General features: G+C 69.0%; 24 protein-coding genes. 9 read left to right on the forward strand and 15 right to left on the reverse strand.

The window, feature by feature from the left end; all coding sequences use genetic code 11:
- Positions 1-24: 24 nt before the first annotated feature.
- Together U858_RS0116810 and gstA are read right to left on the reverse strand one after the other, a co-directional pair.
- On the reverse strand, positions 25-834 hold the full coding sequence (locus U858_RS0116810) for a nucleotidyltransferase domain-containing protein (protein WP_025138314.1): 810 nt from the start codon (positions 832-834) through the stop codon (positions 25-27).
- Between the two features lie 12 nt (positions 835-846).
- Positions 847-1464 carry a glutathione transferase GstA gene (gene gstA, locus U858_RS0116815; RefSeq protein ID WP_025138315.1) on the reverse strand — a complete coding sequence of 206 codons (618 nt, stop codon included), beginning with the start codon at positions 1462-1464 and terminating at the stop codon, positions 847-849.
- Positions 1465-1575: 111 nt separating this feature from the next.
- Here gstA and U858_RS0116820 point away from each other — a divergent pair, with 111 nt between their 5' ends.
- Both U858_RS0116820 and U858_RS0116825 read left to right on the forward strand, forming a co-directional pair.
- A complete protein-coding gene (locus tag U858_RS0116820; protein ID WP_025138316.1) occupies positions 1576-2505 on the forward strand; it encodes a LysR family transcriptional regulator in 930 nt (309 codons plus the stop codon).
- A 24-nt stretch (positions 2506-2529) separates the two neighbouring features.
- Positions 2530-2958 (forward strand): GNAT family N-acetyltransferase, encoded by a 429-nt coding sequence (locus tag U858_RS0116825; protein ID WP_025138317.1) that lies wholly within the window; start codon positions 2530-2532, stop codon positions 2956-2958.
- A 22-nt stretch (positions 2959-2980) separates the two neighbouring features.
- Here the strand turns inward: U858_RS0116825 and U858_RS0116830 are convergent, their stop codons facing one another.
- Positions 2981-3883, reverse strand: a complete 903-nt coding sequence (locus U858_RS0116830; protein WP_025138318.1) for a LysR family transcriptional regulator — start codon at positions 3881-3883, stop codon at positions 2981-2983.
- A 108-nt stretch (positions 3884-3991) separates the two neighbouring features.
- Between U858_RS0116830 and U858_RS0116835 the strand changes: the two genes are divergently transcribed.
- Positions 3992-5200, forward strand: coding sequence for an MFS transporter (locus U858_RS0116835; protein ID WP_025138319.1), 1209 nt, complete (start codon positions 3992-3994; stop codon positions 5198-5200).
- 171 nt (positions 5201-5371) lie between these two features.
- Positions 5372-6043 (forward strand): HAD family phosphatase, encoded by a 672-nt coding sequence (locus U858_RS0116840; RefSeq protein WP_025138320.1) that lies wholly within the window; start codon positions 5372-5374, stop codon positions 6041-6043.
- A 47-nt stretch (positions 6044-6090) separates the two neighbouring features.
- Here the strand turns inward: U858_RS0116840 and U858_RS0116845 are convergent, their stop codons facing one another.
- A complete protein-coding gene (locus U858_RS0116845; protein WP_025138321.1) occupies positions 6091-7050 on the reverse strand; it encodes a DMT family transporter in 960 nt (319 codons plus the stop codon).
- A gap of 1250 nt (positions 7051-8300) precedes the next feature.
- Between U858_RS0116845 and U858_RS0116855 the strand changes: the two genes are divergently transcribed.
- The gene (locus U858_RS0116855; RefSeq protein ID WP_025138322.1) at positions 8301-10064 is read left to right on the forward strand and encodes an autotransporter outer membrane beta-barrel domain-containing protein; all 1764 of its coding nucleotides are present in this window, start codon (positions 8301-8303) and stop codon (positions 10062-10064) included.
- A gap of 61 nt (positions 10065-10125) precedes the next feature.
- On the opposite strand, the gene U858_RS0116860 is transcribed toward U858_RS0116855, so the two are convergent.
- The 10 genes from U858_RS0116860 to U858_RS0116905 form a co-directional block, all read right to left on the reverse strand.
- The gene (locus U858_RS0116860; RefSeq protein ID WP_081821637.1) at positions 10126-11004 is read right to left on the reverse strand and encodes an AraC family transcriptional regulator; all 879 of its coding nucleotides are present in this window, start codon (positions 11002-11004) and stop codon (positions 10126-10128) included.
- 8 nt (positions 11005-11012) lie between these two features.
- Positions 11013-12308 carry an RNA polymerase sigma factor gene (locus tag U858_RS0116865; RefSeq protein WP_025138324.1) on the reverse strand — a complete coding sequence of 432 codons (1296 nt, stop codon included), beginning with the start codon at positions 12306-12308 and terminating at the stop codon, positions 11013-11015.
- The gene (locus U858_RS0116870; RefSeq protein ID WP_025138325.1) at positions 12305-12712 is read right to left on the reverse strand and encodes a VOC family protein; all 408 of its coding nucleotides are present in this window, start codon (positions 12710-12712) and stop codon (positions 12305-12307) included. Before U858_RS0116870 ends, U858_RS0116865 begins: the two co-directional genes overlap by 4 nt.
- Positions 12713-12756: 44 nt before the next feature.
- Positions 12757-13170, reverse strand: a complete 414-nt coding sequence (locus tag U858_RS0116875) for a YciI family protein (RefSeq protein WP_025138326.1) — start codon at positions 13168-13170, stop codon at positions 12757-12759.
- A gap of 160 nt (positions 13171-13330) precedes the next feature.
- Positions 13331-13684, reverse strand: a complete 354-nt coding sequence (locus U858_RS0116880; protein WP_025138327.1) for a YciI family protein — start codon at positions 13682-13684, stop codon at positions 13331-13333.
- Positions 13685-13810: 126 nt separating this feature from the next.
- Positions 13811-14002, reverse strand: a complete 192-nt coding sequence (locus U858_RS0116885) for a helix-turn-helix transcriptional regulator (protein ID WP_025138328.1) — start codon at positions 14000-14002, stop codon at positions 13811-13813.
- Positions 13999-14385, reverse strand: a complete 387-nt coding sequence (locus tag U858_RS0116890) for a hypothetical protein (protein WP_025138329.1) — start codon at positions 14383-14385, stop codon at positions 13999-14001. Before U858_RS0116890 ends, U858_RS0116885 begins: the two co-directional genes overlap by 4 nt.
- A gap of 124 nt (positions 14386-14509) precedes the next feature.
- The gene (locus tag U858_RS0116895) at positions 14510-15610 is read right to left on the reverse strand and encodes an OmpA family protein (RefSeq protein WP_025138330.1); all 1101 of its coding nucleotides are present in this window, start codon (positions 15608-15610) and stop codon (positions 14510-14512) included.
- Entirely contained in the window at positions 15607-16473 is an 867-nt protein-coding gene (locus tag U858_RS0116900) for a motility protein A (protein ID WP_025138331.1), read from the reverse strand. The genes U858_RS0116895 and U858_RS0116900 overlap by 4 nt, the downstream gene beginning before the upstream one ends.
- A gap of 247 nt (positions 16474-16720) precedes the next feature.
- Entirely contained in the window at positions 16721-17311 is a 591-nt protein-coding gene (locus tag U858_RS0116905; RefSeq protein WP_025138332.1) for a GNAT family N-acetyltransferase, read from the reverse strand.
- Positions 17312-17443: 132 nt separating this feature from the next.
- Between U858_RS0116905 and U858_RS0116910 the strand changes: the two genes are divergently transcribed.
- Complete coding sequence (locus U858_RS0116910) at positions 17444-19078, forward strand: NYN domain-containing protein (RefSeq protein ID WP_025138333.1); 1635 nt, start codon at positions 17444-17446, stop codon at positions 19076-19078.
- 39 nt (positions 19079-19117) lie between these two features.
- On the opposite strand, the gene U858_RS0116915 is transcribed toward U858_RS0116910, so the two are convergent.
- A complete protein-coding gene (locus U858_RS0116915) occupies positions 19118-19909 on the reverse strand; it encodes a helix-turn-helix transcriptional regulator (RefSeq protein ID WP_029953983.1) in 792 nt (263 codons plus the stop codon).
- A gap of 93 nt (positions 19910-20002) precedes the next feature.
- Here U858_RS0116915 and U858_RS0116920 point away from each other — a divergent pair, with 93 nt between their 5' ends.
- The 3 genes from U858_RS0116920 to U858_RS0116935 all read left to right on the forward strand — a co-directional run bounded on the left by U858_RS0116920 (position 20003) and on the right by U858_RS0116935 (position 21290).
- A complete protein-coding gene (locus U858_RS0116920; protein ID WP_025138335.1) occupies positions 20003-20254 on the forward strand; it encodes a hypothetical protein in 252 nt (83 codons plus the stop codon).
- Between the two features lie 129 nt (positions 20255-20383).
- Positions 20384-20974 carry a DUF523 domain-containing protein gene (locus U858_RS0116930; RefSeq protein ID WP_025138336.1) on the forward strand — a complete coding sequence of 197 codons (591 nt, stop codon included), beginning with the start codon at positions 20384-20386 and terminating at the stop codon, positions 20972-20974.
- Positions 20964-21290: a hypothetical protein gene (locus U858_RS0116935; protein ID WP_025138337.1), complete on the forward strand. Its 327-nt coding sequence runs from the start codon at positions 20964-20966 to the stop codon at positions 21288-21290. The genes U858_RS0116930 and U858_RS0116935 overlap by 11 nt, the downstream gene beginning before the upstream one ends.
- Positions 21291-21343 lie beyond the last annotated feature (53 nt).

Consider the following 21343-nt stretch of genomic DNA (forward strand, 5'->3'; position numbering starts at 1 on the left):
CGGGCCGGTATGCGCCGGCCGCGTTCAATACGTCAGCGACGCCCCCGTCACGACCTCGTACAGGAAGCGGTCCAGCCGTTCGGTCTGGCCATCGGGCCGGTCGAAGAAGGGCGCTTTTTCCAGGGCCTGCAGCGTGGTTTCCAGGTAGGCGTGGATCAACGGAAAGCGCGGGCCTTCCTTGGCCTCGCCGACCTGCATCTTGATGGCCAGCAATTCGTTGATCTCGTCGCGCAGCGCCGCGTCGGTCACCATGGCGTCGGCCAGGTCGGCAAAGCGCATGGGCGGAATGCCGCGGCCGCTGTCGATCCATTGCGCGGCCAGCACGGGGCGCAGCACATACAGGTATTTCTTCAGCCGCACGGTCTCGCCTTGCAGCGACTCGCGAAAGTTGCGCCCGGCCATGGCCACGTAATGCCAGCGGCCCTTCATCTGCGAAAAATACTCGCTGCGAAAATGCCGCAGCCAATCGCTGGTGGCGTCGTCCTGGCGATACAGCACGGGCGAATCCAGCCACTCGAACAGCGTGGGGTTGGACCCGCGCAGCAGTTGCAGCGCCTTGCGCAGTTCCCAGCCGGAGACGTCCAGTTCGTCGTCAATCGGCAGCTCGATCACGTCGCGCTGCGGCGACACGCGCAAGTACCAATCCAGCTTGTGCACGTACAGAAAGCGCACGTCATAGTCGCTGTCGGGCGAGGCAAAGCCCCAGCCGCGGCTGCCGGATTCGCAGGCGAGCAGCACGCGCACGTCGTGGCGCTGTTCGATGTGTTCCAGGGTGGCCATGACGCGTTCGCGGATGGCCGGATCGATGGGGTGGGCGTGCAGGATGGAAGTCATCCGGAAATGCTATCACTGCGGCCCGCGATCTGCTGCTTCCGCCGCCAGCGCCGCCTGCACCGCCGGCCGCGCGTCGATGCGGGCCTGGTACTCGGGCAGGCCGGGCCAGCGTGCCAGGTCGATATCGAATTGGGCTGCCCACCGCAGCACCGTGTACAGGTAGGCGTCCGCCACGCCGTAACGGTCGTCCAACAAGGCCTGCCGGCCGCGCAGCGCGGCGGCCAGGTAGTCCAGCCGTTTTTCCAGCCGCGCCTGCCACCACGTGCGAGCATCCTCGGGCAGGGCGCGGTTGAACAGCGGCCCGAAGCCGCCATGGATTTCGGTGGAAATGAAATTCAGCCATTCCTGCAGGCGGCTGCGGGCCCAGCTGCCGGCGGGGGGGGCCAGGCCGGCCTCTGGGCGCAGGTCGGCCAGGTACTGCACGATGGCCGGGCCTTCGGTCAGCACCTGGCCGTCGTCTACTTGCAACGCCGCGACGTAGCCCTTGGGGTTGATGGCAAGGAAGTCGGCGTCGTCGACCATGCGCTTGGTCTGGTTGTTCACCCGCACCAATTCAAAGGGCAGGGCCAGTTCGCGCAGCACGATGTGCGGCGCCAGCGAGCAGGCATTGGGGGCGTAATACAGCTTCATGCGGGCATCCTGAATCAATCGCGAAAAGGGGTTCAAGGCGCCAGCTTGGGGCCGCCGTAGAAATCCGTAAAATCAATCTTTCAGAAACTAGATATAAGCTGAGCTGATGCCATGATGAACCTGATCCATTGGCGCCTGCTGCTGGCGGTGGCCGACGCCGGCAACATCACGCATGCCGCGCGCCAGGTGGGCATGACGCAGTCCGGCGCCAGCCAGGCCATCGCCCAGCTTGAGCAGCAACTGGGCGCGCCGTTGTTCACGCGCGAACGCCGCCAAAGCGTGCCCACGGCGTTTGGCCTGCGGGTGGCGCAGGAAGCCCGCGCCATGCTGGCATCGCTGGGCCGCATCCAGGCGCTGGCGCGCGCGGCCACGGGCACGGCCGGCGGTGTGCTGCGGCTGGCCAGTTTTCCGATGGTGTTCTCGACCATCCTGCCGCCGGTGCTGCGGCGTTTTCGCCAATTGCACCCGGGCATCGAGGTGATCGCACTGGAAGCCAGCGACAGCGAGGTCGAAGACCTGCTGGCCGCCGGTACGGTGGACGTGGGCGTGGTGCTGAACCCGCCGGCCCGCCGCGACGCCTGCCCGTTGGGCGCGGACGACTGGGTGGCGGTGTTGCCGGCGGCGCACCCGTTGGCGCTGGGCGCGTCGGTGCCCTTGGCGCAACTGGCGGCGCAGCCCTTTGTGCTGGCCACCGGGGGCTGCACGGCGCATGCGGGCAGCGTGGCCGCCGACGCCGGGCTGGCGCTGACCGACGTGCGCGCCCGGGTCATGGAATGGTCCAGCGCGTTTGCGCTGGTGCGCGACAACGTCGGCGTGGCGCTGGTGCCCGAACTGACGCTGCCCGAGAATCGCCGGGGCCTGCGCGTGCTGCCGCTGGCGGCGCCCGTGCAGCGGCGCTTCGCGCTGGCCGCGTCGGATCAGGCCAGGGACGCCCCGGCCGTCCAGGCGCTGTTCGACATGTTGCGGCGCGATGACAGCCCTGGCCGCGCCCGGCGGTCGCGGGCCATGCACGGTCATCGCACCGACATGACGCCGCTCTAGCATCCCGCTTTTCGGCGAGGCAACATGATCATCCGCAATGCAGAGGTCGGCGACAGCGCCGACATCGTTGAACTGCTGGCCCAGTTGGGCTACCCCGGCACGCAGGCGTTCGTGCCCGAGAAAATCGAGCGCCTGCTGGGCCATCGCGATGCCGAACTGCTGGTGGCCGAGGACGGCGGCCGGCTGCTGGGATTCATCGGCCTGCACTTCATGGTGCAGCTGGCCTTGCCGGGCGACTTCTGCCGCATCACCTATTTCTGCGTCAGCGATTCGGCGCGCGGCAGCGGCGTGGGCCGGGCGCTGGAAGAGGCGGCGGCATCGTTGGCGGTGGGGCGCGGCTGCGACCGCATCGAAGTGCATTGCCACGAGCGGCGCGTGGACGCGCACCGTTTCTATTACCGCCAGGGCTACGAGGAATCGCCGAAGTACCTGATGAAGCGCTGCCAGCGCTGAACGGCCTTGCGGCGCGACGCGGTCAAGCCGCCGCCAGCGCCGCGGCCAGGGTGCGTGCCGCCGGCCCCAAGGGCTGGTCGATCCGGTGCGCCAGGTAGACCTCGGTCGCCACCTGGCTGCCGCGTCCCAGGCTGCCGGTGGGCAGGCGCAGCAGGCGGCCTTCGGCCAGGTCGCGTTCCACCAGCCACAGCGGCAGCCGGCCCCAGCCTACGCCGGCCAGAATCAACGCATGCTTGGTGTCCTGCCCGCTGACCCGGCAGGTCTGCGGCGACAGCACGGCGAAGTCGCGGCCGTCGCTGAGCGTGGAGGGATCGGTCTGCACCACCTGCACGTGGTCGGCCAGGTCAGGCGCGGCCAGCGGCTTGCCATCGGCCACGTGTGCGGCCAGCGCATGGCCGGCGCCCACCACCGCCACCATCTGCACCGACGACAGCGCCTGCAAGGCAATGCGAGGATGGCGGAAATGCTCGCCCGCCACGATGCCCAATTGGTGGCTGCCGGCCAGCAGCGCGGCAATCGGCCCGCCCAGCGGCAGCACGGCCACGCGCGTGGCCACCGACGGATAGACCGCGCGCAGCCGGTTCAGCGCCGCGCCCACCTGGGCAATGGGATACAGCGTATCCACCACCAGCGACAGTTCCAGCTCGACCCCTTCACCCAGCCCCTGGGCGCGGGCCCGCATGGCATCCACGCGCAGCAAAATGTCGCGCGCATTGGCCAGCAAGGCCTGGCCTTCGGGCGTCATGACGGGGCGGTGGCCGGTGCGGTCGAACAGCCGCACGCCCAACTGCGCTTCCATGTTGGCAATGGCGTGGCTGACGGCCGATTGCACCCGCGCCAGCTGCCGCGCGGCGGCGCGGAAACTGCCGGTGTCGGCGACGGCGGCAAACACGCGTAGCTGGTCCAGGGTCAGGGCGTCTATCATCGGGCGGCTCGATCTGTTTTTTAGATCGGTTTCATCAAAAGATTATCACTTATCAGAATCGGTTCCACCCGGCATGCTGGCGGCTTCGCCAAGCGAGGAGAGGCAAGGATGGACAAGGCAGAAGGCACGGCGCTGGCCGGCCAGCCGGCAGGTACGCGCTGGGGCGCGGTGCTGGCGATCGTGGGCGCAGGCGTCGTGGCGTCGTTGCAGGTGGGCAAGGTGATCATCGCGGCGCCGCTCTTGCGCCGCGACCTGGGGTTGGACCTGGCGTCCATCGGCACGCTGACGGCCGTGTTCTCGATCCTGGGCGTGCTGGGCGGCATTGCGGCGGGCGGCATCATCGCGCGGTTCGGCGCGCGCCGCATGCTGTTGTGCGGCCTGCTTGCCACCGCGCTGGGCACGGCGGCGGGCGCGCTGGCGCCGGGCTATGGCGTGTTGCTGGCCACGCGCGTGGTCGAAGGCCTGGGCTTCCTGCTGATCACGGTGGCCGGGCCGGCGGCCTTGCAGCGCATCGTGCTGCCCTCCAGCCGCGACCTGGCCTTTGCGCTCTGGAGCTGCTACATGCCCACCGGCATGGCCGTGGCCATGCTGGCTTCGCAGGCGTTTGGCGACTGGCATGCCTATTGGTGGTGCGCCGGGGCCGCGGTGCTGGTGGCGCTGGCCTGCGTGGCCGCGCTGGCGCCGGCCACGCCGGGCGGCAAAGGCCTGTCGTGGGCCGGCCTGCGCCAGGACACCACCGACACCCTGGGCGCTGCCGGGCCGATGCTGCTGGCCGCCTCGTTCACGCTCTACAGCCTGATGTTCTTTGCGCTGTTCACCTTTCTGCCGGTGTTGCTGATGGACAAGCTGGGCCTGCCGCTGGCCACCGCCGGCCTGTACAGCGCGGCAGCCAGCGCCGCCAACATCATCGGCAACCTGGGGGCGGGCGTGCTGCTGTCGCGCGGCTGGCGGCGGTCGACCCTCATTGCCTGCGCCAGCGCGGCGATGGGCGTAGTGGCGCTGCTGATCTTCCGCTCGGTGTTTTCGGCGATGCCCACCTTTCTCCTGTGCGTGCTGTTTTCGGCGGTGGGCGGGCTGATCCCGGCCACGCTGCTGGGCACCGCGCCGCTGGTGGCGCCGCGGCCGGCGCTGACGGCCTCGGCCGTCGGGCTGGTGATGATGGGCAGCAACCTGGGCCAGGTGATCGGCCCGGTCACGGTGGGCGGGGTGATCGACCGCTATGGCTGGGCGCAGGCCTCGCTGATCGTCGTGGCCGCGGCGCTGGGCGGCGTGTTCATCGCGTGGCGATTGCGCCGGCTGGGCGGGGCCGGGCTGTAGGCGCAGGCAGAATTCTCGGCGCAAGAGGGCGGACGGCGTCATGGCGGCGGGACGATAGCTCGGGGCGATAACGGCAGGGCAATCATGGCGGCGGCCGCGCGCCACGCCGCACGCACGTGCAGCTGTCACGCGTCAGGCCTATCATGCAAGCTCGTCTTCCCTGGAGCCGCCATGTCTTCCTTGCCCGCCCCGCGCCTGGTCATCTTCGATTGCGACGGTGTCCTGATCGATAGCGAAATCATTGCCGCGCGCGCCCAATCGCGCGCGCTGGCCGAACACGGCATTGCGATCACCCCGCAAGAGGCTGCCCGGCGTTTTGCCGGCATCCCCGACGCCGACATGTGGCAGACGCTGCAAGACGAAAACGCGCGTGTGTTGCCCGAAGACTTTCCGCGCGCCTACGCCGATCGGCTGCAAGACACCTTCCGCCAGGAACTGCGTGCGCTGCCCGGCGTGCGCGAAACCCTGGCCGCGCTGCGCGAGCGCGGCATCGAATACTGCGTGGCCTCCAGCAGCACCCCGCCCAAGCTGGAAGCCGCGCTCAAGCTGGTCGGCCTGTGGGAGGAATTCGCGCCCCATGTCTTCAGCACGGCGCAGGTGGCGCACGGCAAGCCCGCGCCCGATGTGTTTCTGTTCGCGGCGCGCCAGATGCGCGCCGCCATCCTGGACTGCGTGGTGGTCGAAGACAGCGTGCCGGGCGTGCGCGCCGCCCGGGCCGCGCGCATGCGGGCGGTGGGCTACGTCGGCGCCTCGCACAACGGGCCGGACCAGCGCCAGCGCCTGCTGGACGAAGGCGCGTTCGAGGTCATCGATGATTTGCAGCGGCTGACGGACATCATTTAGTCGCCTGAGGTCAACGCCGTTACGCCACTGCCGTGACGACACCCCCGTCACGCCGCCGCGGGCACGGCCTCGGGCTTGACCCGCACCGCGCGCAGCACCCCGATCACCAGCAGTGCAATGCCCACGAGCGTCAGCGGCTGCGGCATGCTGCCGCGCAGGATGAAGGCATAGGCCAGCGCCGCCAGCGTCTCGAACACGATCAACTGCCCGGCCAGGGCGGTGGGCAGGCGCTGGCTGGCTTCGTTCCAGCACAGCGTGCCCAGCCATGACGAGAACAACCCGATGATGATCATCAAGCCCAGGAACACCTCGGGCCGCGGCCCCAGCGGCATGGCGAAACCGCTGCCGGTGGCGGCCATGCCGCCCCATAGCAGGCCGTAGCCGGCCAGCGCCAGCGGCAGCGTCGCCACGCCCTGGGCGGTGGCCCAGGTGCGCGGGCTGCGGCCGGGGTGGTCGCGCAGCCAGTCGGCATTGCGCAAGGGGTACCAGGTCCAGCAGGCCACTGCGCCCAGCGCCAGCACGGCGCCGATGGCGTAGCGCGACAGGTCCGCGTCGGCTTCCTGGCGCAGCGCCTGCAATTCCACCTGGTTGACGCAGCCGATGCCCAGCGCAATCAGCGCCAGCGACGGCGCCAGCCGCTTCCACGGCAGCCGGCCATCGCGCCGCGCATTGCGCAGGTTGGCGCAGATGGCGATCACCACGGGCAGCGTACCGATGATCATCGTGGGCACCGGGCCGCCGGCGCGCTGGATGGCGCTGGCCAGGCACAGGTAATAGAGCAGGTTGCCAATCGCCGCCAGCTTCAGCGCTTCGATCCAGTCGGCTCGCGTCAGCTGGCGCAGCGCCTTGCGGTCCAGCCACGCCAGCGGCAGCGCGATCAGGCCGAACGCCAGGTAGCGCGCCACCGATTGCAGGGCGGCGGGGTATTCAGGCAGCAGCAGCGGGCCGACGAACACCAGCCCCCACATCAGGCCAGCCGCCAGGGCGTACATCGTTCCTGCCCACATAAAGACTCCCATCGCGATTCAACAGACGGGCCAGTCTAGGCGGCGGCGATAGGGCGGGTCTTGTACCAGATTGCTGCGGCGCACTGCCGGCCTGCCGTTACATCTTTTCCCGGACGACCTGGCCAAGCGTGTCACTAAGCGCCAACTGTCCTCTTTCTGGAGAAGTTCCTTTGCCTTATTCGCCAAGCCAGTCACGATCCCGCTTTCCATCAAGCAACGCCGCGTGTCGTTGCCAACGGGCGGGCAGGCCGGGCCGCTTCCTGCCCCGCGCCGGCATGCTGCGGTCGTTGGCGGTGAGCCTGGCGTTTGCGGCCGGCGTTCTGCTCACCCCGTGCACCAACGCCGTGGCGGCTGCGGGCTACGGCGGCGGCGGCCAGGGCGGGCAGGGCATAGGGTTTGGCGCTAGCGGAGGCCAAGGCGGCGGCGTAACGGGTGGCGCCGGCGGGCAAGGCGGTGACGCGGTTGGCGGTCCGGCGGCTGCGGGGGGTAACGGCGGCGGTGTTGCCGGTTCCGGGCAAGTCGCCGGCGGCCTGCCCGGCCTTCCGGGTAATGATGGCCCGTCCGGCGGCGGACAGGGCGGCGCCAGCGGCACGACGCCTGTCGGGGGAGGCGCGTGGGTGGGCGGCGGCGGAGGAGGCGGAGGTGCCGCGATAGGGGCGGGAGGCGGGGGCGGAGGGGGCGGCCTCATCTATGTCAATTCCACCGGTGGCGCCGGTGGATCCGCCTACCTGGCGACGTCTGGCGGCGACCTCGGCAGCGTGTTCGTGCAAGGGCAGGATGGCACGGGCGCCGACTACTTGGGCGGCGCTGGGGGGGCAGGCGCCGCGATCTCTGGTTTGCCGGGCCTTGCGTTGACGGTCCGCGATGGCGCAGAAATCCGTGGTGGACGTGGCGGGTTAGCCAATGGCGGTGTGACCGATGGTGTTTCGTTCTACGGGGGTGGCGGCGGCGGTGGCGGAGCCGGCGTGGTTGCCCCCTCTGGCCATGTGACGCTGTTGGGGGGGCGAATAGCGGGAGGCCAGGGAGGGGATGCGTCGTATTTGGCTGGCGGCGGTGGCGACGGCCTGGTGCTTTCCACGGGTACGGTCACGGTAGGCGCACAGGCCATCATCATGGGCGGTGCGGGGGGGACTGCGCGCAACGCGCTTCCTGGCTCAGTGACACGAGGCGGCGCGGGCGGGACGGGGCTTTCGATCGGCTCGGGTTCAGTGATGAATGCCGGGCGCATCGAAGGCGGCGGTGGAGGAGTCGTGTTCTTCCCAGACGGTCAGCCCGGCATCGCAGGCGCCGCGCTGCTGGCGGGCAACAACACCATCGTTACCAACAAAGGCGCGCTCATCAGCGGTACAGCGGCGGTGATTTTCGAAGGCAACAACAACACGCTGACGCTGTGGCAGGGGTCGACCACCACTGGCGACGTGCGCTTCCTGGGCGCTGGCAATACGCTGGCGATCGGTAGCGACTTCAACCGTCCCACGGCACAGGTGCTTGTCACGGGGTCCGTGGATTTCGGCGGCGGCATTTTCGCCGTGCGTCTGGTGCCCGGCCAGGCCGACCAGTTGACCGTCACCGGCAACGCCAGGCTGAGCAGCGCCACCGTGAAAGTCAGCACGGGCGCGGGTTCCTACGACACGCGCACGCTGTACCCCATTCTGCGCGCGCAGGACACGTTCAACGACACGCGCTTTGCCAGCGTCAGCGCCGACCTGGCGTTCCTGACGCCGACCCTGGTTTACTCGGCCGACGACAAGGATGTCACCCTGAAATTCATCCTCAAGCAAGTGCCGCCCGAGACCAATCCCGGCAATCCGGCCGGTGCCGGTGTTGGCAATCCCGTGGCGCCGCCCACCCGTCCCATCCGCTTTGCGGACCTCGTTTTCAGCCGCAATGGCATTGCCACCGCCAACGCCGTCGACAGCATGCCGGTCACCCACGAGGTCTACCGGCATGCGCTGAACCTGCCCAACGGCGCGCCGCCGTCGTTCTTCTCGACGCTGTCCGGCGAAACCCACGCCAGCGCCGTCAGTGCGCTGCAGGGCGTCAGCAGCCAGGCGCGCAACGTGCCGCTGGCGCAACTGCGCGCCAACCTGGGGGCTGGCCTGCGCCCGGGCGCGCCAGTCGCTGCCGCGGGCGTCAGCGACGTCGCGCCGGCCGCGTCCGCGCTGCCCACCCCGAGCGTGCAACCGGCGTGGGCGCAGGTCGTGGGCAACTGGCAGCGGCTGGGCGCCACGGGTGACACGGCCGCGGTACGGCAGCACACCGGTGGCGTATTCGCGGGCGCCGATGCTGCGGTCGGCCGCGGCTGGCGCCTGGGCGGCGCAGTGGGCTACACCGACAGCAATGTGCGCACCGATGGCGTGGACGCCAGGACCAATATTGCCAGCTACAGCGCCATCGTCTATGGGGGCAAGGCCTTTGATGCCGGCCCCGGCAAGCTCAGCCTGATGCTGGGGGCGGCGTACAGCTGGCACGACATCAGTACGCAGCGGCGCATCGCGGTGGGCGGCCTGGACCAGACCTTGCGCGCCGACTACGGCGCCAGCACCACGCAAGTCTTTACCGAACTCGGCTGGGCCCTGAAGGCAGGCGATACGCTCACGCTGGAACCTTACGCGGGCGTGGCCTGGGCGGGCCTGCGCACCCGGGCCTTCAGCGAAAGCGGCGGCAGCGCGGCCCTGTCGGGCGCCAGCCAGACCAGTACCACCACGACCACCACGCTCGGCGTGCGCGCGCGCCAGGAATGGATGTTGGGCACGACGGCAGGCGCCGTCACCGGCGGCCTGGGCTGGCGCCATGCCTTTGGTGATGTGACGCCGACCTCGCGCATGGCATTCGACGCGGGCGACACCTTTACCGTGGCGGGCGCGCCGATCGCCCGGGACGCCGCCTTGATCGAGGCGGGGCTGGACGCGGCGATCGGCCGTAGCGCAACGGTGGGACTCAGCTACGCCGGGCAATTCGGTGCCCGCAACCAGGACCATAGCGCGACACTGTCGTGGCGCTGGGCGTTCTAGCGGGGGCGCGGTTCGCCCTTGACCGTTGGCGAGAGCACGCCGGACGGGTGCGCTTTGGAAGTCAGGCCCGTACCTGCTTCTGATACCGCCCCGGCGTCACCCCATAGCGGCGGGTGAACGCACGCGTCAGGTGGGCCTGGTCGGTCAGGCCGGCGGCCAGCGCCGTCTGCGCCGGGGTTTCGCCCGCGGCCAGCAGGCGCTTGGCCTCGAACAGGCGCAGTGCCATCAGCATCTGCTGCGGCGTGGCGTGGTGCTGCGCCTGGAAACTGCGCAGGAAGTGGAAGGGGCTCAGTCCGGCGACCTCGGCCAGTTCTTCCAGCGTCAGGCGCCGCGACAGATTGGCGCGCAGGTAGTCGATGACGCGGGCAAAGCGCGGCGCGGCGGCCGCCTGCAAGGGCCTGGGCACGCGGGCGTGGCGGCGAAATTCCGCCAGCAACGCATACAGGGCGCTGTCGAACGCCAGCGGTTCACGCGCCTGCCACAACGCGTCGAGCAAGGCGGTGACGCGTTGCGCGCTGGCGGCATCGTGGCCCACGGCGCAGTCGAACCACCAGTCGGCTTCGCCGGTGACCCGTGCGACCACGGCGGGGTCGATGTACGCCATGCGGTAGCGCCAGCCGCCCTCGGTCTCGGCCTGGCCGGTGTGCAGTTCGTCGGGGTTCATCAGCACCACCGACCCGGACGGGGCCAGGTGCTCGGCGCCGAGGTAGCGAAAGCGTTCCACGCCGGTTTCGATCGCGCCCAGGCCAAAGGCTTCGTGCGTATGCGGTTCGAACGCGTGGCGGATGATGTGGGCGCGGTACAGCTCGACGCCGGGCCGGTGCGCCTGGCGGCGGAATTCGGCGCGGTCGTTGGGGTGGTCGAACGCCTGCGGCACGCCCGCGATGATCGGTTCAGCGGGCGCGGCGGCGCCGCGAGGGGGAGGCAACAGGGAAGCCATGCAGGAATTTAAACATGATTGCCATCCTGCATGGCTGCCAGCCGCGCCAGCAGCATCTCGCGTTCGCGGGCGTTCTGGGTCATGCCGGCCGCGCGTTCGAATTCCACGGCGGCCTCGGCCCGCCGGCCCAGCTTGGCCAGCAGGTCGCCGCGCACGCTGGGCAGCCAGTGGTAGTTGGCCAGCGTCGGGTCCTGGGCCAGGGCATCGGCCAGGTCCAGTCCGGCCTGCGGGCCGAACGCCATGCCGACGGCCACGGCGCGGTTCAGTGCCACCACCGGTGACGGCTGGGCGCGCAACAGCCGGTCGTACAGCCCCACGATGCGCGGCCAGTCGGTGTCGGCCGCCTGCCGCGCCCGCGCATGGCAGGCGGCCAGGCCGGCCTGCAATGCGTAAGGCCCGTCTGCGCCGCCCAGGTCTTCGGCCCGCGCCAGCGCCGCCAGGCCGCGGCGGATCAGCAGCGTGTCCCAGCGGCCCCGGTCCTGTTCCAGCAGCAGCACCGGGCGGCCCTGGGCGTCGCTGCGGGCATGCAGCCGCGAGGCCTGCAATTCCATCAGCGCCACCAGCCCGTGCACTTCGCTTTCCAACGGCGCGAGCTGGGCCAGGATGCGTCCCAGCCGCAGGGCTTCGTCGCACAGCGCCGGGCGCATCCAGTCTTGCCCCGACGTGGCGGCATAGCCTTCGTTGAAGATCAGGTAGATCACTTCCAGCACCGAGGCCAGGCGCGGCGCGCGTTCCTGCGGCCCCGGCACCTCGAACGGCACGCCGGCCGCGGTCAGGCTGCGCTTGGCCCGCACGATGCGCTGCGCGATGGTGGATTCCGATGCCAGGAACGCGCGTGCGATCTCGGCGGTGGAAAGCCCGCCCAACAGGCGCAGCGTCAGCGCCACGCGCGCCTCGGTGGACAGCACCGGGTGGCAGGCCGTGAACACCAGCCGCAGCAGGTCGTCGCCGATATCGTCCTGGCGCGCCGCGTCCAGCGCGTCGACGAAATCGGGCTCGACGTCGGCCTGCAAGGCTTCGAGTTCGTGCCCGATCTGCTCGTGCTTGCGGTGGTGGATGGCGTCCAGCCGCAGGCGGTCGCGGGCGCGGTTTTTGGCGGTGGTCATGAGCCACGCTCCGGGGTTGTCCGGCACGCCGCTGGTCGGCCAGCGCTCCAGCGCGGCCACCAGCGCGTCCTGGGCCAGTTCTTCGGCCAGCCCGACGTCGCGCACCAGGCGCGCCACGCCGGCAATCACGCTGGCGGCCTCGATGCGCCAGACGGCCTCGATGGCGCGATGCGTGGCGGCGGCGTCCGGCGGGGTCATGCCTGCGGGGTCTCGCCCGGCACCATGTAGAACACTTCCCAGATGTGGCCGTCCAGGTCGTCAAAGCCATGGCCGTACATGAAACCATGGTCTTGCGGCTGGCGCGGCACGGTGGCGCCCGCGGCCTTGGCGCGGGCCACCAGGTCGTCGACCTCGGCGCGGCTTTCGCAGGACAGGGCGATCAGCATTTCGGTGCTTTGCGTGGCATCGGCAATGGGCTTGCCGGTAAAGCCCTGGAAGAAGGGCTTGACCAGCAGCATGACGTAGATGTCGTCGCTGACGACCATGCAGGCGCCCTGGTCGTTGGTGAATTGCGGATTGAAGGTGAAGCCCAGGCTCTTGAAAAAAGCCTGCGACTTCTGCATGTCGTTGATGGGCAGGTTGACGAAGATCTGTTTATGCATGGCGTGCCTCGTGTTGGGGGTAACAGCGGGGGATCAGCGGTGAATCAACGGCCGTTGCCGGGCAGGGCGCGAAAGCGCTCGATGGCCTCGCCGGCGCCCAGGTCATCCAGCTCGTACAGCTGGCGCACTTCGATTTCGCAGGGCTGGTCGGGGAACGGTTCGGGAAAGCGCAGCGTCCATTGCAGGGCTTCTTCGCGCGAGCGCACCTGGATCAGGGTGTAGCCGGCCACCAGTTCCTTGGTGTCGGCAAAGGGGCCGTCCACGACCTTGCGTTGGCCCTTGCTGTCGTACTGGATGCGCCACCCCGCCGACGAGGGGCGCAGGCCGTTGGCATCCAGCAGCACGCCGGCCTTGGCCAGGGCTTCGTGGTAGGCGCCCATGGCGGCTAGCAGGCTGGCATCCGGCAGCACGCCGGCTTCGCTGTCGGACGTGGCGCGCACGATGATCATGAATCGCATTGCAGTCTCCTGGTGTCGATGGCAAGGCCCCAGTTTTGGGGCTTGTACCGGCACGACGCATGGCGCAGGGCGAAATCGACAGCGGCATCACGAATTCAGGGTAAATACCTAGTCGATGAGGCGGCTGCCGGCCTGTGTCCGCCAACGGCCGGTCGGGCGGTTACAGGAAACAGGGCCCCAGTTCCCGCACTTCGACCGTGGCCCACTGCGCGGCCGGGCACTCGGCCGCCAGCTTCAAGGCTTCGTCGCGGCTGTCGGTGGTCAAGAGGAAAAAGCCGCCGATCATTTCCTTGGCTTCGGCGAACGGGCCGTCAACCAGCGTGCGCTGGCCGCCGCGCACTTGCAGCCGTACGCCGTCGGCATCGGACTTCAGCGATTCGGCGGCTTTCAGCAGTCCACGCGATTGCAGGCCTTCGGCATAGCGCAGCATCTGCGCGTAGGCCTCGCGGCCCTCGTCGGGCGTGCGCTCGGCGCGTTGGCCCGTCGGTTCGACGATCAGCAGCATGTACGGCATGGTTTTTTCCTGGTGGACGGCGCCGGGCAGGGCGCTCACGGGGACGGCAGGCCGCCAGATTACTGCGGATTGCGCCGCGCCGGGAGGCCGGAGGGTGGCCGCGCCCGGCGCATGCGCCCGCCGGGTTCAGTCCTGCGGGAAGATGGCTTCGATGGACATGCCGAACACGCGGGCGATGGCGAAAGCCAGCGGCAGGCTGGGGTCGTAGCGGCCGGTTTCGATGGCGTTCACGGTCTGGCGCGAGACGTCCAGCCGTTCCGCCAGCGCGGCCTGGCTCCAGCCGCGCTCGGTGCGCAGGTCGCGGATGATGTTCTTCATCGGTTGCGCAGGTAGGTGATGGTGCTGGCGGCGATCCAGGCAACGGCCATCAGCGGCCAGACAAAGAACATGCTCAGCTTGGGAAAGCCGGCCAGTTCCAGGAAGCCGTAGGTGAACGTGGCGCCGGCCGTGACCGCGGCGGCGACGGCCAGGTGTTCGACGGTGGTTTTGCGCATGAACTCGTCGGAATGGCGGATCTGGCGCACCACGGAACGGATGATCAGCAAGATGCCCAGCACAGGGCTGGCGAGCAGCGCGGTGCGCAAGGCGCCGGGTTCGAGCTGCGCGCCGGCATACGCCGATGCGGCCACCAGCGCCGCGTAAAGCGCCATCGCGACGCCGAATTCCTTGAGATAGCGGCGCTGGGCCTGCTTTTGATTCATGAGGGCAATCTCCCGTTGTGTAAAGCGTGCTTGACATTCTGATGGGGTGAGCGGGGTGTGTCAAGCTTGCTTTACATCAACGGCAAAAATAAAACCGGCCGAAGCCGGTTGTGCCGAGGCGCGATCAGGAATTGCCGGGCGGAGCTTCCATCTGGCTGGCGGCCGCAGGCGCAGCACCCGCCTGGGGGGCGCTGGTTTGGGCCGGTTTGGGATCTGCCGCCTTGGTCGAAGCCGCCGCTGCGGTAACCGCCGGCTTGGCCTGCACGGGTTTGGCGCCGGCGGCCGCCTTGGCTTCGACGTGCACCGGCTTGTCCTGGCCCGGCTTCTGCGCCGCGGTGATGTCCATGATCAGTTCCACCCGCCGATTCGCCGCCCGGCCAGCCGGAGTGTCGTTCGACTCGATCGGACGCGTTTCGGCGTAGCCCACCGCACGCAGGCGGCTGCCGGCCACGCCGTCGCGCACCAGTTCGCGCAGCACGCTGGTGGCGCGGCTGCTGGACAGTTCCCAGTTCGAGGCGAACTGGCGCGTCTGGATCGGTACGGGGTCGCTGTGGCCTTCCACCGACACCTGGTAGGCGTTCTTGTTCAGGATCACGGCCAGGCGCTTGATCACGTCCAGCCCGGCCGGGCTGAGCGTGGCCTGGCCCGACGGGAACAGCAATTCGTTGCTGATCCGAAAGCTCACCGATTGCTCATTGATGATGACGTCGACCGACTTGCCCAGGTCGCCCAGGCCCAGCGATTCCTTGGACGGCGCCTTCAGCGGCTTGGCGGCCTCGGCCACCACGACGCCGTCGGCCGGCGGTTCGGCGTTCTCGGTAGCCGCCGTGGCGACGGGGGCGGGCGGTTCGGCCCAGCTGGCCGGAATGGCGACCGCATCGAATTCGGAATACTCGCCGTCATAGGTCGGCAAGCCCTTGGTTGCCAGGGTGCCGACCAGATCCACCTGCTTGTCGCCGGCTTCGTAAAAGCCGCCGTGCAGGCGCGACACCGCCAGCAGCACCACCAGCATGGCCAGCAGCAGCGTGATCAGGTCCAGGTAGCTCAGCAGCCAGTTCTCGGCGTCCTGCTCGACCGTTTCCTCGACGTGCCAGCGGGCGTAGCGGTCCTTGCGGTCGCTCTTGGTCGGGCGCCAGCCGCTGTTGGCGGCCGCCTTCTGCGCGCGCATTTGGGCCTGGCGGGCCTGCTCGATCCGCTGCGCCAGGGAAGGGGAAATCAGGCTCATTGGCGCGCGGCGGCGGGGCGGGTAATGGAAACGGGCTTGGCGGCGGCCGCGGCCACCTGGCCTTCGGTCTTGGCGCGCGGGGCCGAGGCGCCGCCGTCGTAGATTTCGTCTTCGACGTGCATCACGAACGAATTGAGCGTTTCGCGCACCACGGCCGGGCCGCGCTTCTCGCACATCATGGCGATGCCTTGCAGCACCATGTTCATGGATTCCACGCGGCGCGCGGTACGGCGTTCCAGTTTCACGGCGATGGGCTTGCAGACCAGGTTGGCCAGCAAGATGCCGTAGAAAGTCGTCATCAGGCCGATGGCCAGCTGCTGGCCGATCATCGTCATGCTGCCGTCGCCCAGCACCGCCATCAGGTTGATCAGGCCGATCAGCGTGCCCAGCATGCCGAAGGCGGGGGCAAACGTGGCCATCACGCGGAACATCTGCGCCTCGGCCATTTCACGGGCCCGCAGCCGCGACACGCGCCACTGCAGCAGTTCGATGATCTGGTCTTCCGGGGTGTTGTCGATGATGAGCTGCACGCCGGTGCGCAGGAACGGATTGGTGACCTTTTTCAGTTCCTGCTCGACCTTGTGCACGTCCGTGTTCATCCACAGCTGCGCCATCGACACCAGTTCTTCGATGTCGCGCTGCTGGTCGTGCTGGTCGTTGCGAAACACCGTCACCACCAGCTTGAACACCCGCATCACTTCGGACAGCGGGTAGGCGATGAACAGCGCGGCGCAGGTGCCGCCCAGCACGATGGCCAGGCCCGGCAGGTTGAAATACAGGCCTGGGTCGGTGGCGGCCAGCGCCACGACGATGACCAGGGTAAGCAGGCCGACGACGGCGCCGATGACGGTAGACGGATTCATGGATCTTGCCCGATAGCGAGGGCACTCCGTTCACGGAATGCCGGATGGTGGCAAATTCTAGCCACGGACCGGGCCGGCCAATCGGGAGGAAAACGGGGCGAAAGGGGCGGTAAGCGCCGGCTTAAACCGCCTGTCAGGGTGCGCGCCGGGGCGCGTCGCGCAAGAAAATCAGGGAGACGCGCCAGGGCGCGTCACGGAAGAAAAATAGGGGCGGATTAAGGGCGGATGAAAGAGGGATCGGCCGCCGTCACGCCGCCGGCCCGGCCGAACGGGCGGCCTGTTGCCGCCGCGCCCGCCATTCGTCGCGGGTGATTTCCCACACTTCGGCCAGCATGCGGCCCGAGACAAAACCGCGTTCTTCTGTGGCCACCAGGCGCATGCCGGTGCGCCGCGACAGGTTGCGCGAGCCATCGTTGGCGATGGCCTTGGGCGCCCGCAGCACCGGCTGGTCCAGCACGTCGAACCAATAGCCGGTGACCACTTCGCTGGCCTCGGTCATGTAACCCTGGCCGCGAAAGTCCGGGTCCAGCCAGAAGCCGCGGTTGTTGCCGGGGTCGTCCTGCATCAGGCTGATGAGGCCGATCAGGCGATCGGGTTCGGCGCGCGTGCGCAGCGACCAATGCCACTGCACGCCGCGCCGCATCGCCGGCAGCGCCACCTGCTCTACATAGGTGCGCGCGCCGTCCGCCGGGTAGGGCCAGGGCACCTGGTCCGCCAGGTAGCGCACCACTTCCCATTGCGGAAAGATGCGCTGGATGGCCGGCGCATCGTCCAGGCCGAGCGGCGGCAGGATCAGGCGTTCGGTGGCGAGCGTGGGCAGCGCGGCGGCGTCGGGCATGGCGGCGGGGGCGTCGGGGTCCGGGGTGGGGGAGCGGATATGTATATCATGGGCGACATATCGCGGCCGAACGCCGTGGGTCCTGGATGTGTGCAAGCAGGGCCCCGAGTTGCCGCAGCAACGGAGAAAAACATGAATGCAGCCAACGAAAACGTCAGCATGGCGCTTTTTTGCGACTTCGAGAACGTGGCGCTTGGCGTGCGCGACACGAAGTACCAGAAGTTCGATATCCGCCCGGTGCTCGAGCGCCTGCTGCTCAAGGGCAGCATCGTGGTCAAGAAGGCCTATTGCGACTGGGAACGCTACAAGGAATTCAAGGCGCCCATGCACGAGGCCAATTTCGAACTCATCGAAATACCCCACGTGCGCCAATCGGGCAAGAATTCGGCCGACATCCGGCTGGTCGTGGACGCGCTGGACTTCTGCTACACCAAGTCGCATGTCAACACTTTCGTCATCATCAGCGGCGATTCCGATTTCTCGCCCCTGGTGTCCAAGCTGCGCGAGAACAACAAGAAGGTGATCGGGGTGGGCGTCAAGCAATCCACCTCGGACCTGTTGATCGCCAACTGCGACGAATTCATTTTCTATGACGACCTGGCCCGCGAAGGCCAGCGCGCCGCCGACGCCCGCCGCGACAATCGCGGCGCGGCCAACCCCACCCAGCGCCGTTCGCCGGACGAAGAGCGTCGCCGCAAGGAAGAGCTGGAAGCCCGCAAGACGCAGGCGGTGGACATGGTGGTCGAGACGTTCGAAGCCCTGATGGCCGAGCGCGGCGACAGCGGCAAGGTCTGGGCGTCCGCCCTGAAAGATGCGCTCAAGCGCCGCCGGCCGGATTTCAACGAGTCCTACTACGGCTTTCGCGCCTTCGGCAACCTGCTGGACGAAGCCCAGTCGCGCGGTTTCCTGGAAGTAGGCCGCGAAGAGAAATCGGGCACCTACGTGTATCGCGACAACGCGGGCGGTGGGCAGGTGCGCACGGGCGGCAAGCCCGGTGTGCGCGCCTTGGCGTCGACGTCGGGGCAAGAGGGTCAGGGGGATGCCTCGGCCGCTGACGAGGCCGATGCCAAGCCGGCCCGCAATGCACGCGGCGGCCGCAAGCATGCAGATGCGTCGGGTGGCCGCGGTGGTCGTGGGGGGGCGGGCCGCGCCTCGGGGCGTCATGAACCGGGCCGCGAGGGCGATGAACCCGTGGCGTTGCCGCTGCGGGGCGTAGAACCTAGCGCCGCGCCGTCGCAGGCGTTCGAAGTGGATGCGGCGCAATCGATGCCTGCAGGGCCGTTCTCCGCGCCGGCAAGCAGCGAATCCCCCTTCGAGGAGCCGTCGACGACGTTCTCGCCCGATGCGGCGCCACAGGCCGACAACAAGAGCCGGCGCGGGTCGCGCGGCGGCCGTGCGGCGGCGAAAAGCGGTCGGAACGCGGCGACGTCCGGTGCAGACTCGGCCGCATCCTCCGCGGCGTCGGCCCCAGTCTCGGCTGGGACGGCGCCTGCCGCGGAACCCGCCGCTGCGCAAGCGGCGCCTTCCCGTCAGGCGAGCGAACCTGCGTCGACGCCGGCCGGCACTGAGCCGGCCGCGACAGAGTCCGCCACGACTGCCGGCCGCAAGCCTGCGCGCGCCGCCAAGTCTGGGCGCCGCACGTCCGCGGGGGCGTCAAAGCAGGCGGAGGCGTCTACGCCGGAACCCGTCGCCGAACCCACGGCCAAGCCCGCCCGCAAGACGGCCACGCGCGCCCGTCGCCCGCGCAAGGCGGCGGACGCCGAATAATCCCTCGCTTGTTCCAGCCCCAGGGGCCAGCGTTCTCGGTCAATCGCTGCCGTAACGTCCCGGCGTCACCCCATATTCACGCTTGAACATCGCGATGAACGCGCTGACGTTGTCGTAGCCGGATTCCAGCGCGGCGGCGGTCACGCTGTGCCCAGCGGCCAGCATTTCCTGGGCGCGCATCAACCGGGCCTGCTGGCGCCACGCGCCCAGGGTCAAGCCAGTCTCTTCCAGGAAACGCCGCGCGAGCGTGCGCGGCGCCATGCCGATGTCAAACGCCCACTCGGCCAGCGGTCGCGTGTCGTCCGGCGCATCCGACCAGGCCAGCGCCAGCCGTTGCAAACGCGGGTCGCGCGGCAGCGTCAGCCCGTTTCCCGCGTGGGGCAGGGTGCGGATCTCATCGCGCACGAGTTCCACGATGCGGGTGCGGGCGGCGTCCTGGTCTTCGGCCGGGTCGTTCCAACTGGCGGCGCGTTCCACGGCGGCCAGCAGCAACGCCGATGCTTGCAACGCGCACGGCTGTTGCGGCAGGCCGGCGCAGGCGGCCGGGCTCAGGTAGGCGCTGTAACCCGCATACGGACCATGCGAACGCAATCCGTGCGGGCAGTGGGGCGGAATCCAGATCGCGTGCGCCGGGGGCGCCACCCATTGCCGGTTGCCGGCGTACACCGTCAGCAGGCCGCGGTAGGCGCCGAACAATTGGCCGCGCGCGTGCTGATGCATGGCCGTATGCCGCAGCGTCGCATCGTGTCGGCGCACCGCCAGCAGGCGGGGGCCGCGGGGCGAACCGGCCAGGTCGGGGGCGATCAAGGGGAGCGAGGCAGGGCGGGTCATGGCAGATACACGGTATCGATTGACCAAATTACCGCAGATTTGCCGAGCCTGCGCGCTTATCGTGAACCCTGTGCCTATCAACAGGAGAAAGCCATGAAAGCACAGGATGTATTGCCCGACGATCAGAACGAGGGCCGTTTCCAGGGCGTGACCGTGCGTAAGGGCACGGTCGGCGCCTTTCTGGCCAATGCGCGGGTCTGGAACGACCCCGCCGCCACGCCGCAGGCGCGCGATGACGCCGAGCGGGATATGCGCGAGGCCATGCCAGCGTTGCGCGCGCTGGGCCTGTTCGACGTGTTGCAGGTGCGCGATCCGGCGCTGCGCCAGTGGCTGGACGCCGCCTAGCCGGCCTTGCGACGCTGGTCGCTTCGCGCTGGCGGGTGTTCTAATCAGGCATTCACGGGCGTCAGCCCTTGATGCGCCGCCGGCGGCAGATCGCCATGGCCCGGCCGCGCATCGCTTGCCGGATTCTTCATGCAATACGTTCTTGTCAGCGCCTGTCTCCTGGGCAAGCCCGTGCGATACGACGGGCGCGCGGTGCCCAACGACCACGCCGTGTTGGCCGGCTGGCTGGCGGCCGGCCAAGTGGTGTCCGTCTGTCCGGAAGTGGCCGGCGGCATGCCGATCCCGCGACCTCCCGCCGAAATCGAACCCGGCGCCACTGCCGCCTCGGTGTTGGCCGGGCGTGCCCGCGTGGTGGCGGTGTCGGGCGACGACGCGACCCAGCCGTTCGTGAACGGCGCCCACGAAGCCCTGGCCGCGGCCCGCAAGCATGGCATCCGCGTCGCGGTGCTGAAAGAAGGCAGTCCGTCCTGTGGCAGCGGCTATGTCTACGATGGCCGGTTCGCGGGCGTCAAACAGCCCGGCGTGGGCGTCACGGCGCAGTTGCTCACCGATGCCGGTGTGCGCGTCTTCAGCGAGCATCAATGGGCCGAGGCCCAGGCGTGCCTGGCGCAGTTGCAGGCGCAGGCCGACCGTCCCCCGACGTCGTCGCTGGTCAGGCACGACCCGGCATCGCCACGGGACCCGGCCTGTTCCTCCCCGGAGGCCGGTAATGGGATTTAACGTCGGCGATTGGCTGATACTGGTGGCCGTGGCGGCCGGCGTGGTGTCGGCCTGGCGCCTGTTGGCCGGCACGGCGCGCGGGCGCTTGCTGGCGCGCGTCGGGGCGGGCGTGTCGGCGGTGTTTTCGGCGTTTTTCTTCTGGCTCTGGTACGCCATGTACCTGAAGTGGGACTTCAACGAGCTGGGCCGCTACTACGATCCAGATGAAGGCGTGGTGTATACGGATTCTGGTTTCGTCTGGGTGCTGCCTGCGGCGCTGGCCTTGGTGGCGGCCATCTTCTTTGCCTGGCGCGGCTGGGGCGGCCGGCGCGGTTGAACGTTGCGCGTGGCGCGGCGAATTCGCGGGTGTCGACCTGATGCGGATGGCGG

This window comes from Achromobacter sp. DH1f (assembly GCF_000633435.1).
Lineage (GTDB): Bacteria > Pseudomonadota > Gammaproteobacteria > Burkholderiales > Burkholderiaceae_B > Achromobacter > Achromobacter deleyi.

Bases quoted from the DNA above. Each gene is read 5' to 3' on its own strand.
- U858_RS0116810 (WP_025138314.1), bottom strand. From the start codon at position 834: ATGACTTCCATCCTGCACGCCCACCCCATCGATCCGGCCATCCGCGAA.
- gstA (WP_025138315.1), bottom strand. From the start codon at position 1,464: ATGAAGCTGTATTACGCCCCCAATGCCTGCTCGCTGGCGCCGCACATC.
- U858_RS0116820 (WP_025138316.1), top strand. From the start codon at position 1,576: ATGATGAACCTGATCCATTGGCGCCTGCTGCTGGCGGTGGCCGACGCC.
- U858_RS0116825 (WP_025138317.1), top strand. From the start codon at position 2,530: ATGATCATCCGCAATGCAGAGGTCGGCGACAGCGCCGACATCGTTGAA.
- U858_RS0116830 (WP_025138318.1), bottom strand. From the start codon at position 3,883: ATGATAGACGCCCTGACCCTGGACCAGCTACGCGTGTTTGCCGCCGTC.
- U858_RS0116835 (WP_025138319.1), top strand. From the start codon at position 3,992: ATGGACAAGGCAGAAGGCACGGCGCTGGCCGGCCAGCCGGCAGGTACG.
- U858_RS0116840 (WP_025138320.1), top strand. From the start codon at position 5,372: ATGTCTTCCTTGCCCGCCCCGCGCCTGGTCATCTTCGATTGCGACGGT.
- U858_RS0116845 (WP_025138321.1), bottom strand. From the start codon at position 7,050: ATGTGGGCAGGAACGATGTACGCCCTGGCGGCTGGCCTGATGTGGGGG.
- U858_RS0116860 (WP_081821637.1), bottom strand. From the start codon at position 11,004: ATGGCTTCCCTGTTGCCTCCCCCTCGCGGCGCCGCCGCGCCCGCTGAA.
- U858_RS0116865 (WP_025138324.1), bottom strand. From the start codon at position 12,308: ATGACCCCGCCGGACGCCGCCGCCACGCATCGCGCCATCGAGGCCGTC.
- U858_RS0116870 (WP_025138325.1), bottom strand. From the start codon at position 12,712: ATGCATAAACAGATCTTCGTCAACCTGCCCATCAACGACATGCAGAAG.
- U858_RS0116875 (WP_025138326.1), bottom strand. From the start codon at position 13,170: ATGCGATTCATGATCATCGTGCGCGCCACGTCCGACAGCGAAGCCGGC.
- U858_RS0116880 (WP_025138327.1), bottom strand. From the start codon at position 13,684: ATGCCGTACATGCTGCTGATCGTCGAACCGACGGGCCAACGCGCCGAG.
- U858_RS0116885 (WP_025138328.1), bottom strand. From the start codon at position 14,002: ATGAAGAACATCATCCGCGACCTGCGCACCGAGCGCGGCTGGAGCCAG.
- U858_RS0116890 (WP_025138329.1), bottom strand. From the start codon at position 14,385: ATGAATCAAAAGCAGGCCCAGCGCCGCTATCTCAAGGAATTCGGCGTC.
- U858_RS0116895 (WP_025138330.1), bottom strand. From the start codon at position 15,610: ATGAGCCTGATTTCCCCTTCCCTGGCGCAGCGGATCGAGCAGGCCCGC.
- U858_RS0116900 (WP_025138331.1), bottom strand. From the start codon at position 16,473: ATGAATCCGTCTACCGTCATCGGCGCCGTCGTCGGCCTGCTTACCCTG.
- U858_RS0116905 (WP_025138332.1), bottom strand. From the start codon at position 17,311: ATGCCCGACGCCGCCGCGCTGCCCACGCTCGCCACCGAACGCCTGATC.
- U858_RS0116910 (WP_025138333.1), top strand. From the start codon at position 17,444: ATGAATGCAGCCAACGAAAACGTCAGCATGGCGCTTTTTTGCGACTTC.
- U858_RS0116915 (WP_029953983.1), bottom strand. From the start codon at position 19,909: ATGACCCGCCCTGCCTCGCTCCCCTTGATCGCCCCCGACCTGGCCGGT.
- U858_RS0116920 (WP_025138335.1), top strand. From the start codon at position 20,003: ATGAAAGCACAGGATGTATTGCCCGACGATCAGAACGAGGGCCGTTTC.
- U858_RS0116930 (WP_025138336.1), top strand. From the start codon at position 20,384: ATGCAATACGTTCTTGTCAGCGCCTGTCTCCTGGGCAAGCCCGTGCGA.
- U858_RS0116935 (WP_025138337.1), top strand. From the start codon at position 20,964: ATGGGATTTAACGTCGGCGATTGGCTGATACTGGTGGCCGTGGCGGCC.